This window comes from Enterobacter sp. BNK-34, from assembly GCF_048684445.1.
Classification (GTDB): domain Bacteria; phylum Pseudomonadota; class Gammaproteobacteria; order Enterobacterales; family Enterobacteriaceae; genus Enterobacter; species Enterobacter pseudoroggenkampii.
Genome location: NZ_JBLQUA010000001.1, coordinates 275640 through 288436 on the forward strand (window position 1 = coordinate 275640; position 12797 = coordinate 288436).

Annotated in this window: 13 protein-coding genes; 5 read left to right on the plus strand and 8 right to left on the minus strand. The window is 54.2% G+C overall.

What is annotated here, in order from left to right:
- Positions 1-292 precede the first annotated feature (292 nt).
- The 4 genes from ACMGG5_RS01445 to syd all read right to left on the minus strand — a co-directional run bounded on the left by ACMGG5_RS01445 (position 293) and on the right by syd (position 3046).
- Complete coding sequence (locus ACMGG5_RS01445) at positions 293-742, minus strand: flavodoxin (protein WP_090418494.1); 450 nt, start codon at positions 740-742, stop codon at positions 293-295.
- Between the two features lie 24 nt (positions 743-766).
- Positions 767-1543, minus strand: coding sequence for a tRNA pseudouridine(65) synthase TruC (truC, locus tag ACMGG5_RS01450; RefSeq protein ID WP_061714533.1), 777 nt, complete (start codon positions 1541-1543; stop codon positions 767-769).
- A complete protein-coding gene (locus ACMGG5_RS01455) occupies positions 1540-1869 on the minus strand; it encodes a YqcC family protein (protein WP_023309024.1) in 330 nt (109 codons plus the stop codon). The genes truC and ACMGG5_RS01455 overlap by 4 nt, the downstream gene beginning before the upstream one ends.
- Positions 1870-2500: 631 nt before the next feature.
- Positions 2501-3046 (minus strand): SecY-interacting protein, encoded by a 546-nt coding sequence (gene syd, locus ACMGG5_RS01460; RefSeq protein ID WP_420277392.1) that lies wholly within the window; start codon positions 3044-3046, stop codon positions 2501-2503.
- Positions 3047-3115: 69 nt separating this feature from the next.
- On the opposite strand from syd, the gene queF reads away from it, so the two are divergent.
- The 5 genes from queF (at position 3116) to xni (ending at position 9552) form a co-directional block, all read left to right on the plus strand.
- On the plus strand, positions 3116-3958 hold the full coding sequence (gene queF, locus ACMGG5_RS01465; RefSeq protein WP_024909279.1) for an NADPH-dependent 7-cyano-7-deazaguanine reductase QueF: 843 nt from the start codon (positions 3116-3118) through the stop codon (positions 3956-3958).
- A 116-nt stretch (positions 3959-4074) separates the two neighbouring features.
- Complete coding sequence (gene ppnN / locus ACMGG5_RS01470; protein WP_008499641.1) at positions 4075-5439, plus strand: nucleotide 5'-monophosphate nucleosidase PpnN; 1365 nt, start codon at positions 4075-4077, stop codon at positions 5437-5439.
- Between the two features lie 516 nt (positions 5440-5955).
- Positions 5956-7251 carry an HAAAP family serine/threonine permease gene (locus tag ACMGG5_RS01475; RefSeq protein WP_024909280.1) on the plus strand — a complete coding sequence of 432 codons (1296 nt, stop codon included), beginning with the start codon at positions 5956-5958 and terminating at the stop codon, positions 7249-7251.
- Between the two features lie 65 nt (positions 7252-7316).
- The gene (sdaB, locus tag ACMGG5_RS01480; RefSeq protein ID WP_032648113.1) at positions 7317-8684 is read left to right on the plus strand and encodes an L-serine ammonia-lyase II; all 1368 of its coding nucleotides are present in this window, start codon (positions 7317-7319) and stop codon (positions 8682-8684) included.
- 112 nt (positions 8685-8796) lie between these two features.
- The gene (xni, locus tag ACMGG5_RS01485) at positions 8797-9552 is read left to right on the plus strand and encodes a flap endonuclease Xni (protein ID WP_021241892.1); all 756 of its coding nucleotides are present in this window, start codon (positions 8797-8799) and stop codon (positions 9550-9552) included.
- 109 nt (positions 9553-9661) lie between these two features.
- On the opposite strand, the gene rlmM is transcribed toward xni, so the two are convergent.
- The 4 genes from rlmM to ACMGG5_RS01505 form a co-directional block, all read right to left on the minus strand.
- Positions 9662-10762: a 23S rRNA (cytidine(2498)-2'-O)-methyltransferase RlmM gene (gene rlmM, locus ACMGG5_RS01490; protein WP_420277393.1), complete on the minus strand. Its 1101-nt coding sequence runs from the start codon at positions 10760-10762 to the stop codon at positions 9662-9664.
- Positions 10755-11150 (minus strand): DUF423 domain-containing protein, encoded by a 396-nt coding sequence (locus tag ACMGG5_RS01495; protein WP_023309031.1) that lies wholly within the window; start codon positions 11148-11150, stop codon positions 10755-10757. Before ACMGG5_RS01495 ends, rlmM begins: the two co-directional genes overlap by 8 nt.
- Positions 11151-11189: 39 nt before the next feature.
- A complete protein-coding gene (gcvA, locus tag ACMGG5_RS01500; protein ID WP_024909282.1) occupies positions 11190-12107 on the minus strand; it encodes a glycine cleavage system transcriptional regulator GcvA in 918 nt (305 codons plus the stop codon).
- A gap of 349 nt (positions 12108-12456) precedes the next feature.
- A complete protein-coding gene (locus ACMGG5_RS01505) occupies positions 12457-12684 on the minus strand; it encodes a YgdI/YgdR family lipoprotein (RefSeq protein ID WP_008499648.1) in 228 nt (75 codons plus the stop codon).
- Between the last annotated feature and the right edge of the window lie 113 nt (positions 12685-12797).

Here is a 12797-nt window from a genome sequence, read left to right on the forward strand (position 1 = left end):
GCACTCCTGAAACATAGCTTTCGCCAGGTTCATTCTGTACAGCACCGGTAGGGTAATCAGAATGAGATTTGTTTTGTCGTTTTGGTACGGCCTGAAGCCGTTTTATCGTGACCAGGAAAGTATATGAAGGAGTGACACCTTCTCTCACCGTGCAAAAACACAGTATTAAAGGGTGTGAGGGAGGTTGTTTAGGGCATAAGCCCAGAGGAGTGGAAGGTGGTTCACGGAAATGGCGTTTTAATGCCGGGTGGCGGCTACGCCTGACCCGGCCTACCATTGGTATAGCGCAGGGTTATTTAAGCAGCGTTGCCCAGTGCTCGACCCATGGGTTTGATTCGCTTTCTGGCTCCGGGTGCTCACCCGCATCAATCAGCAGCATCTCGCCGACGCGCTGGGCGCTCTGCTCCTGCAGGAGCGCATCGAACTGCTTGCCACCGCCGCAGAAGTTGGCGTAAGAGCTGTCGCCCAGGGCAATGATGCCGTAGTGCACGTCCGGCTGATAGCCAAGCTGGTCTTTAATGCCCTGGAACAGCGGTACGATGCTGTCCGGCAGATCGCCCTGCCCGGTGGTGGAGGTCACCACCAGAATGTATTTGTCTTTATACTTTTCCCAGTCTGCCAGCTCCGGGTCTTCATAGACCGTGGCTTTATGGCCCAGGCTTACCAGAATCGCCTCAGCCTCTTCCGCGACCAGCAGCGAATTGCCGTACATTGTGCCGACAAAAATGCCTACTTCAGCCATGATATTTTCCCATAATGAATGCGTTTACTGTTCATCCTGAACGTTGCCCGATACAAACTCAACCCTTTCATTTTCGGGGAGTTGTCCCAGCCAGCCAAACTGTGACAGCGCCTGCATCCAGACATCGTCCAGCCCCGCGCGGATAGTCAGCGGTTCGCCGGTAAACGGGTGCGTCATGCTGAGCTCGCTCGCGTGAAGCATCAGACGATGGCAGCCAAAGTGTTCGGCCGCGCTGCGGTTCTGGCGCAAATCACCGTGTTTGCTGTCGCCAATAATCGGGTGGCGCAGATGTGCAAGATGGCGTCGCAGCTGGTGCTTACGCCCGGTTTTGGGCAGAAGCTCAACCAGGCTGTAGCGCGTGGTCGGAAATTTGCTGGTGGCCACCGGCATTTCCGTCGTCGCCATGCTGCGATAATCCGTCACCGCAGGCTGCGGACCTTTGTCATCGCGGGCAAATTTATCGGCAATTTTGTCCAGCTCCTCCACCAGCGGGTAGTCCAGGGTGGCGGACTCGGTCAGCCAGCCACGCACGATCGCGTGGTAGCGCTTCTGGATCTGGTGCTGTTCAAACTGCTGCGCCAGCAGACGGCCAGCTTCGCTGGACAGCCCCATCAGCAGCACGCCGGAGGTCGGTCTGTCGAGACGATGGGCGGTAAAAACATGCTGACCAATCTGGTCGCGAACGGTCTGCATCACCACCACTTTCTCGTCGCGATCCAGCCAGCTGCGGTGCACCAGCCAGCCTGACGGTTTATTCACCGCCACCAGCCACTCGTCCTGATAGAGGATCTCAAGCGTCATGCATCTTCACCGGCAAACAGGGCATCCAGTTTTTCCAGTTCGACCAGCATCACGTCACGCGCAGGGTGCGTCGCCTCGAGCGCCATTTCATAGTAGGGAGAGACAGCAAACGCCTGCGGCAGCGGGTGACCGCCCTCAAGCAGGGCGTGCATGCGCGGAATTAACACCCACTGCAGCCACTCAAACGGGGCCAGCGTATCCAGGCAGAAGGGCTGGGTGCTCGCGAACGCTTCTGGCTGCGGCGCGGTCTCCTGCCACAGCTGATGTTGGCGCAAAAGGGCTTCGATGGCGTGCAACTGAGCACGAACGCTATCGTGTTGCGTCATAGTAACCTCAACTGAAAAAGTGAACGGCGCGCAGCATAGCATTGCGGAAGACAGAAATAAAAAAAGGGAGCACTGTAAAAACAGTGCTCCCGGTTCGTTCCGCAGCATTCCAGCTACAATTCGTGCTCCCTGCTCATCCGTGACAACTTTTCCTGAAGCCCGAAGGCCTGGTCATCCGTAAACCGATGCATCCTGCACACATCTTCCTGACGTGTTTGTTTCATCCTGAAACGTCCTGGCCTTCCAGACCCACCGACCATCCTGACCGGCTCTCGTTCTCCTTCCTGGAGGTGTCCCTTACGCATCCTGCGTAATCCACTTCGCTTCATCCTGAAGCCTTCCTGCAGCGCCATCCTGACGAGTCCTGAGTGAGATACGCCATCATCCTGATGTTCGTTTCTCGTGTCGGCATCCTGTCGACGGAGATAGAATCCGCTATTCCGCTTCGTCTTACAACCCACCCTTTCGGGTGTGTAAGCCGTAAGAAATCCCTAAAAAAGGTGCAATAAACCCGTAATCTATTGAAAAACAGAGTAATATTAATCTGAACTAAATGAGGTAATACTGAATGTTCCAGCGATCTCTCACAAACCTTGTAAGAGATCTCTCACACGCGCTATAGCATCATGGATTACAGAAGTGGCTCAAGTCGGGTGAGGAAATCCGCAAGAGAGGGGGCGAGAGTCTCGCGATTGCGGGTACCGATAGTCTCTTTAACCACTTCACCTGACAGGTTACAGACGGATAACACATCCAGTTCACTGTCCAGCGTGGCAATAAAGAGCGTCGGAGAAAGCTTAAGGCGCTTTTGCGTGACCAGATGACCAATCAGGTTTTCCTGAACACGCTGCAGATCGTCTCCGCTCCAGGTCTGCAACAGCATCAGCGTGATATCAGCAAAGCGCGCGGGCATATCCCCTGCGAACTGCGTGGTATAAAACGCATGAACCGCTGGTTGTACCACAATGTCCATTGCCCGTTCAACCGCATTTACATTTTGCTCGCCGGTATTGGGCTTCGGCTGCCAGATAACGTAATCCTCAAGCGAAGAGATAATGCACGGCGAGGGTACGCCATATAAATCAGCACTTTGCGGCCACGAGCCCTGCTTTTCATGCCATGCGTCGCAATAGCGGGTCGTGAAGGTAGTGAGGGCATTTGCAGTTTCGACGTCCACCGATTTCTCTCTTCTTGTCAGACAGGATAAACTCAGCCCATAAGTGTACCTGTAAAGTGGCTATGAAACATGTCTTACGAAAATCATCAGGCGTTAACCGGCTTAACGCTGGGTAAATCGACCGATTACCGCGATACCTACGATGCAAGCCTGCTGCAGGGCGTACCGCGCAGCCTGAATCGCGATCCTCTGGGTCTGCATGCGGACGCATTGCCGTTTGTCGGCGGTGATATCTGGACGCTGTACGAACTCTCCTGGCTCAACGCACGCGGTCTGCCGCAGGTGGCGGTGGGCCACGTCGAGCTGGATTACGCCAGCGTTAATCTCGTCGAGTCCAAAAGCTTTAAGCTGTATCTCAACAGTTTTAACCAGACAAAATTCAACAGTTGGGACGACGTTCAGCACACCCTGGAACGTGACTTAAGCGCCTGCGCGCAGGGTAAGGTAAGCGTTTCACTGTATCGCCTGCACGAGCTGGAAGGGCAGCCTGTCGCCCACTTCAACGGGACCTGCATCGACGATCAGGATATCGAGGTGGAGAATTATGAATTCAGCGCCGGTTACCTCGAAAACGCGGCGAGCGGAAAAGTGGTCGAAGAGACGCTGGTCAGCCATCTGCTGAAATCCAACTGCCTGATCACCCACCAGCCGGACTGGGGCTCGGTGCAGATCCAGTACCGCGGCCCAAAAATCGACCGGGAAAAATTGCTGCGCTACCTGGTGTCGTTCCGCCATCACAACGAATTCCACGAGCAGTGCGTGGAGCGCATCTTTAGCGATATTCAGCGTTTTTGTCAGCCGGAGAAGCTGAGCGTTTACGCGCGCTACACCCGCCGCGGCGGTCTGGACATTAACCCGTGGCGCACCAACACCGATTTTGTGCCGGCGACGGGACGGCTGGTGCGTCAGTAATATAAATATTTTCACAATATGCGCGGTATCTTCCGCGCTTTAGGTTGTGAAACGTCACGCGCCAGGGCTATTGTAATCAACAGGGAAAGACGATAATCGTCCCGTAAGGAGCTCACTTGATTACACATATTAGCCCGCTTGGCTCAATGGATATGTTGTCGCAGCTGGAAGTGGACATGCTTAAACGCACGGCCAGCAGCGATCTTTATCAACTGTTTCGTAACTGTTCACTTGCCGTACTGAACTCCGGAAGCCTGACAGATAACAGTAAAGAACTGCTGTCCCGCTTCGAAAGCTTTGATATCAACGTGCTGCGCCGCGAGCGTGGCGTGAAGCTCGAAGTCATCAACCCGCCGGAAGAGGCCTTTGTCGACGGGCGCATCATTCGTTCACTTCAGGCTAACCTGTTTGCCGTGCTGCGTGACATTCTGTTTGTTAACGGGCAGATCCACAACGCAGGCCGTTTCCAGCATCTCGACCTGGAAAGCTCGGTCCATATCACCAACCTGGTGTTCTCCATTTTGCGTAACGCCCGTGCCCTGCACGTTGGCGAAGCGCCGAACATGGTCGTGTGCTGGGGCGGTCACTCCATTAACGAAACCGAATACCTTTATGCCCGTCGGGTGGGCACCCAGCTTGGCCTGCGCGAGCTGAACATCTGTACCGGCTGCGGTCCGGGTGCGATGGAAGCGCCAATGAAAGGTGCGGCGGTTGGGCACGCGCAGCAGCGCTATAAAGAGGGGCGTTTCATCGGCATGACCGAGCCGTCAATCATCGCCGCTGAGCCGCCTAACCCGCTGGTTAACGAGCTGATTATCATGCCGGATATCGAGAAGCGTCTTGAGGCGTTTGTCCGTATCGCCCACGGCATTATCATCTTCCCGGGCGGCGTCGGGACAGCGGAGGAGCTGCTCTACCTGCTGGGTATTCTGATGAACCCGGCCAACAAAGATCAGGTTCTGCCGCTGATCCTGACCGGGCCAAAAGAGAGCGCCGACTACTTCCGCGTGCTGGACGAGTTTATCGTGCACACGCTGGGTGAAGCCGCGCGTCGTCACTATCGCATCATCATCGACGATGCCGCAGAAGTGGCCCGCCAGATGAAGAAAGCGATGCCATTGGTGAAAGAAAACCGTCGCGATACCGGTGATGCGTACAGCTTTAACTGGTCAATCCGAATTGCGCCGGACCTGCAGATCCCGTTCGAGCCTTCACACGAGAACATGGCGAACCTGAAACTCTACCCGGACCAGCCGGTAGAAGTCCTGGCCGCCGATCTGCGTCGTGCCTTCTCCGGGATTGTGGCGGGCAACGTCAAAGAGGTCGGTATCCGCGCCATTGAACAGTACGGTCCGTACAAGATCCACGGCGATCCGGAGATGATGCGCCGCATGGATGACATGCTGCAGGGCTTTGTCGCCCAGCACCGCATGAAGCTACCGGGCTCTGCCTATATTCCTTGCTACGAAATCTGCACCTGACGCTTAGCGATATCTCATCAAAGCCGGGTCGCCCTGTTGCGCGTCCCGGCTTTTTTTATTCCTGATGTAATTCATAGGCATCACTTATATCTTTTACAAAGTTGTCACATACGCAAACGATTACCTGCATTTTGCAACCGTAAATTATCAGCCTTAATCCAAATTACCTGCCAGAAAATACTAAAAACCCATTTCTTTACAGCGAAAGACACCTATATCACGGGGCGGTCTTTCAGCGCACATGTCGTTGGTGGTAGCCTTCGCGCCCGTAAATTCTCTTTGATGTTTTTTTAACAGATAAATGGTCTAAAGATGCCCACATCATAAGTGGATTATTGCATTTGGGATCACGATCACTGATAGATTCATAACTAGAATGTATCTTTCCGCCCGCCAATAGTTACGGGTGAAAATTATTAAAAAACCGTCACTGAACGAATTTCATATTACCGTCAGGCACTTTTTCATCGGATTTGACTAAAAAACCTGACAATTCGCTTCCTCCAGGAGATACAGATGGAAACCACTCAAACCAGCACCGTTGCTTCGATTGAATCCCGAAGTGGTTGGCGCAAAACGGATACCATGTGGATGCTTGGCCTTTACGGCACAGCAATCGGCGCTGGTGTACTGTTCCTTCCTATCAACGCAGGCGTCGGCGGTCTGATCCCGCTGATCATTATGGCTATCATTGCTTTCCCGATGACCTTCTTTGCACACCGCGGTCTGACCCGCTTCGTGCTGTCCGGTAAAAACCCGGGCGAAGACATCACTGAAGTGGTTGAAGAGCATTTCGGCGTGGGCGCAGGTAAATTGATTACCCTGCTCTACTTCTTCGCGATTTACCCTATTCTGCTGGTCTACAGCGTGGCGATCACTAACACCGTTGAAAGCTTCATGATGCACCAGCTGCACATGACGCCGCCGCCGCGTGCGATTCTGTCTCTGATCCTGATTGTGGGCATGATGACCATCGTGCGCTTCGGTGAGCAGATGATTGTGAAAGCAATGAGCGTACTGGTCTTCCCGTTCGTTATTGCTCTGATGGTACTGGCTTGCTACCTGATCCCACAGTGGAACGGTGCAGCGCTGGAAACCCTGTCCCTGAGCAGCGCATCGGCAACCGGTAACGGCCTGCTGATGACACTCTGGCTGGCGATTCCGGTAATGGTGTTCTCTTTCAACCACTCCCCAATCATCTCCTCTTTCGCTGTTGCGAAACGTGAAGAGTACGGTAATGGTGCAGAGAAGAAGTGCTCCAGCATCCTGGCACGCGCTCACATCATGATGGTACTGACCGTTATGTTCTTCGTCTTCAGCTGCGTACTGAGCCTCTCCCCGGCGGACCTGGCGGCAGCGAAAGAGCAGAACATCTCTATTCTGTCTTACCTGGCAAACCACTTTAACGCACCTGTCATTGCGTGGATGGCACCTATCATCGCGATTATCGCCATCACCAAATCCTTCCTGGGCCACTACCTCGGCGCACGTGAAGGCTTCAACGGTATGGTGATTAAATCTCTGCGCGGTAAAGGCAAGAGCATTGAAATCAACAAGCTGAACAAAATCACTGCACTGTTCATGCTGCTCACCACCTGGGCGGTAGCAACGCTGAACCCAAGCATCCTGGGCATGATTGAAACCCTGGGCGGCCCGGTCATCGCGATGATTCTGTTCCTGATGCCGATGTACGCGATTCAGAAAGTCCCTGCTATGCGCAAGTACAGCGGTCATGTGAGCAACGTCTTTGTGGTTATCATGGGTCTTATCGCAATCTCTGCGATCTTCTACTCCCTGTACACCATGTTCTGATTATCACCCGCGCCGTCTTCGGACGGCGCACTCCTCCCTCTCTGACTGAAAGCAATGGACGCATCATGATTAGCGTATTCGATATTTTCAAAATCGGTATTGGTCCTTCCAGCTCTCACACCGTCGGACCAATGAAAGCCGGTAAGCAGTTCACGGATGACTTGATTGCACGCGGCATCTTGCATGACGTTACCCGCGTGGTTGTCGATGTATACGGCTCGCTTTCCCTGACCGGGAAAGGCCACCATACTGATATCGCCATTATCATGGGCCTGGCGGGAAACCTGCCGGATACCGTTGATATTGATGCGATCCCTGGCTTCATCCAGGATGTGAACACCCACGGTCGCCTGCTGCTGGCGAACGGTGAGCATGAGGTTGAATTCCCGGTTGATCACTGCATGAACTTCCATGCGGACAACCTGTCGCTGCACGAAAACGGCATGCGCATTACCGCACTGGCCGGCGACAAAGCGGTATACAGCCAGACGTATTACTCTATCGGCGGCGGTTTTATCGTCGACGAAGACCACTTTGGTCAAACCGATAACGCTTCTGTCGAGGTGCCGTATCCGTACAAAACGGCGGCGGATCTTCAGCGTCACTGCCAGGAGACGGGCCTTTCCCTCTCCGGCCTGATGATGAAAAACGAGCTGGCACTTCACAGCAAAGAAGAACTCGAACAGCACTTCACCAACGTCTGGGACGTGATGCGCGGCGGTATTGAGCGCGGGATCACCACCGAAGGCGTTCTGCCGGGCAAGCTTCGCGTGCCGCGTCGTGCTGCAGCGCTGCGCCGTATGCTGGTAAGCACCGACAAAACGACAACGGACCCAATGGCCGTCGTTGACTGGATCAACATGTTCGCCCTGGCGGTGAACGAAGAGAACGCCGCAGGGGGCCGTGTGGTCACCGCGCCGACTAACGGTGCCTGCGGTATCGTTCCGGCGGTGCTGGCGTACTACGACAAGTTTATCCGTGAAGTAAACGCCAACTCACTGGCACGCTACCTGCTGGTCGCCAGTGCGATTGGTTCGCTGTATAAGATGAACGCGTCCATTTCCGGTGCGGAAGTGGGCTGTCAGGGTGAAGTCGGCGTGGCGTGCTCCATGGCGGCGGCGGGTCTGGCCGAACTGTTGGGTGCAAGCCCGACCCAGGTGTGCATTGCTGCGGAAATCGGCATGGAACATAACCTGGGACTGACCTGTGACCCGGTTGCCGGACAGGTACAGGTGCCGTGCATCGAACGTAACGCGATTGCCTCCGTGAAGGCGGTGAACGCGGCACGTATGGCGCTGCGCCGCACCAGCGAGCCGCGCGTCTGTCTCGATAAGGTTATCGAAACCATGTACGAAACGGGTAAAGATATGAACGCCAAATACCGCGAAACCTCTCGCGGCGGCCTGGCGATGAAGATCGTGACCTGCGATTAAGCCTCTCAGGAAGCCTCGTTTTGCGAGGCTTCTTCCTGTTTTCCCCACCATTCATAGTTTCATGCTGCTGACAGTGTTACCCTTCCTGCATTAGATAGAAGGGAGATTATCTGTGGCCGTTCATTTACTTATCGTCGATGCACTTAACCTGATTCGCCGTATCCATGCGGTACAGGGGACGCCTTGTAAAGACACCTGTCTGCACGCGCTGGAACAGCTTATCCGCCACAGTGAACCCACCCATGCGGTCGCGGTATTTGATGACGAAGCCCGCAATACGGGCTGGCGGCACCAGCGTCTGCCGGACTACAAAGCCGGGCGCGCACCGATGCCGGACGATCTTCACGCTGAATTGCCCATGCTGCGCGCCGCATTTGAACAGCGGGGCGTCCCCTGCTGGGGGGCACAGGGAAATGAAGCCGACGATCTCGCGGCCACCCTGGCCGTAAAGGTGGCGAGTGCCGGGCATCAGGCCACGATCGTTTCAACGGACAAAGGCTACTGCCAGCTGCTCTCCCCCACTATCCGCATTCGCGACTATTTTCAAAAACGCTGGCTGGACGCGCCGTTCATTGCCAGCGAGTTTGGCGTCTCGCCTGAGCAACTGCCGGACTACTGGGGGCTGGCAGGCATCAGCAGTTCTAAGGTTCCGGGTGTCGCCGGTATTGGGCCGAAGAGCGCCGCACAGCTGCTGACCGATTTTCAGAGTCTGGAAGGAATTTACGCCCGTCTGGATGAGGTGCCAGAAAAGTGGCGCAAGAAGCTGGAGGCGCATAAAGAGATGGCGTTTATCTGCCGGGAAATCGCAACGCTACAGACGGATTTACAGCTGGACGGGAATTTACAGCAGCTGCGTTTAGAACGTTAATGCCCCCTCACCCTAACCCTCTCCCCATAGGGGAGAGGGAACTGCTCGGTGCGGTCTTTTCCCCCTCGCTCATTTGGGGAGAGGGCCGGGGTGAGGGGCAATCAGCGCACTATCGCTCGTCGCGACGTCCGCCGACCGCGGCCCACCAGCGACGAATATGCACCGTCACCTCTTCGCGGTCGTGATACAGCTGACGCGCCTGGATCTCCACGTTAATACCGTGTTCGTCCATCTGCTCCTGAATGTACGCAAGGTTCTGCGACACTTCCTCATAGCGCTTTTTCATCGGCAGCTTGAGGTTGAAAATGGTCTCACGACACCAGCCGTTCACCAGCCAGGAGGCCATCAGCGCGGCGACTTTTGCCGGCTTCTCAACCATATCGCACACCATCCACGAGATGTTGTTACGGTTCGGGCGATAGCGGAAACCATCTTCACGCAGCCACGTGACCTGTCCGGTGTCCATCAGGCTTTGCGCCATTGGACCGTTATCAACGGACGATACCCACATATTGCGTTTCACCAGTTGATAGGTCCAGCCGCCCGGGCACGCGCCAAGGTCGACGGCGTACATGCCGTTTGCCAGGCGCTCATCCCACTCATCCGCCGGGATAAAGACGTGGAACGCCTCTTCCAGCTTGAGCGTGGAACGGCTTGGCGCATCGGACGGGAAGCGCAAACGCGGGATGCCCATAAAGAAGGGAGAGTTGTTGGTAGTGTATGAATAGCCCGTATAACAGCAGCCCGGTGCGATAAAGAAGATATGCACCACCGGACGCTTCGGCGTTTCGTAGTTCGTCAGCACGCCCGCATCACGCAGCGCCGCACGCAGCGGCACGGTGAACTTACGGCAGAACTTCATCAGCTCTTTACTTTCGTTGGTATCCGCCACTTCAACGCGCAGATCGCCGCCCTTCTCCACCACGCCCTGCAGCATGCCGACAATGGGCGTGATGCGGTCTTCCGGCGGAAGATCCTTCAGCAGCTCACTCGCAACAAACATCTGACGCGCAAAGATCAGCGAGCTGAACGGCAGCTCGCGTGCCAGCTTGTCTGCGTCTTCAGGCTGATAGCATTCAAATACCACATAGCCCGCGTTCTCTTTTACGCGGGCAAAGCCGAAGACTTCGCGCTTCGCCGCTTTATCGGTAATTTCCGCGGCGCACTCTTTCTCAAACCCCGGGCGACAATATAAAACAACCTTATTCATGAACAACGCCCTTGCGTTTCAGACGGATAGCTCCGATAAACATTAATACCCAACCCGCCAGGAAGCTGAAGCCGCCGACAGGTGTAACGAACGCCCACAGGCGCAGATGTGAGAGCGCAAGGCAGTACAGGCTACCGCTGAACAACACGGTACCCAGCGCCATGAACACGCTGCTCCAGTAAAACCAGATACTGATACGGCGCTGCATCGCCACCGCCAGCCCAAAAATAGCCAGCGTATGGAACGCCTGATATTCAAGGCCGGTCTGGATCCAGCCCATCTCTACTGCGCCTAAAGATTTGCTTAAGACATGTGCGCCAAAGGCGCCCAGTGCAACAAAAATAAAGCCACTCACCGCGGCAAAAATCAGCATGAATCGGCTGGTCATGTTTAAGTCCTGAATTGATGCGTGCCCGGCACACAAACGTTATTGTTCATACCTGAAGCGGAATTTTTCTTGCTCGGTTGCCGCTTTCGCCAGTATCCACTGCCGGAAGGCGGCTATTTTACCCAGTTCTGCCTGACTGTCATGACAAACCAGATAAAACGCATTCTTGCTGACCAGTACATCATTAAAAGGGCAAACCAGGCGGCCTGCCTCAATTTCGGACTGCGCCATGACGTTGTTCGCCAACGCCACGCCCTGCCCGTGAATGGCAGCCTGTAACACCATCGCACTGTGGCTAAAGATGGGTCCCTGCTGCACGTTTATATGAGTAAGACCTAATTGACGGGTATAAGTTTGCCAGTCACGTCGAGAGGCATCATGCAAAAGCGTATGCTGAGCCAGGTCAGCGGGTGACTTCAGCGCCTTTTCACCTGTTAACAGCAGGGGAGAGCAGACCGGCAGGAGATATTCTGCGTATAATTTCTCAACACGCAAGCCCGGCCAGTTACCGCGACCATAAAAAATGGCGACGTCCACGTCATCTGCCAGCTTATCTTCCTGACGATCTACGGCCTGGATTCGAACGTCGATCCCCGGATAAGCTGAGTTAAAGCTTGAAAGTCTTGGCACCAGCCATTGAATGGCAAAACTGGGCAATAAACTGACGGTCAGGGCACCTTTTGCACTGCGAGCCTGCAGCTTACGCGTGGCTTCCGTAAGCTGTGAAAAAATCTCTTTAATATCCTGAAAATAGCTCTGCCCCTCTTCGGTCAACAGCAACGAACGGTTGCGTCGACGAAACAGCTTAAGGCCCAGAAAATCCTCCAGAGACTTGATTTGATGACTTACTGCGGCCTGTGTCACAAAAAGCTCATCGGCTGCGCGGGTGAAGCTCAGGTGACGTGCTGCTGCATCAAAAACACGTAATGCATTGAGGGGTGGCAATCGCTTTGACATGGTTATCTGGCTTAGATGTTAACGGATTTTAACAAACAGGAAACAACGTTTAACCTATTAGTTTTTTTTATCTGAGCCATTATAATTTGTCCGTTGAGGAACTACCAGCAAATACCTATAGTGGCGGCACTTCCTGAGCCGGAACGAAGAGCTTTTTTCGGAATGCGTGTTCTGAAGGGCTTTTGGCTTACGGTTGTGATGTTGTGTTGTTGTGTTTGCAATTGGTCTGCGATTCAGACCACGGTAGCAACGCTACCAATTTTTCACTTCCTGTACATTTACCCTGTCTGTCCATAGTGATTAATGTAGCACCGCCTATTTGCGGTGCTTTTTTTTCGCCTGCGATCTGTTAATGCTCGATCTCTTTCATCTCTTTCACGTCCGTGCGGTTGATCTGCTGCTTGTTTCCGTTAGCATCTTTGTATGAAATCATCCCGGTATCGTTATCAGTAGTCGGTTTCCCTTCCGATACGATAGAACGACCATCGTTGGTGTGCATCACGTAGTTGTTACCGGAACACGCGCTCAGGGCAAAAGTAAACGCACAGGCAGAAATGATTGCAGCTGTCTTATTCATGATTATTCTCCTTTAGCAATTAATGCTATTCAAACCTCGATTTATAACAGGCTAAAACATCCGCCTAACACTATTTAGCATAACCTGCTTTTTTAGGGTCATCAGGATAAGCA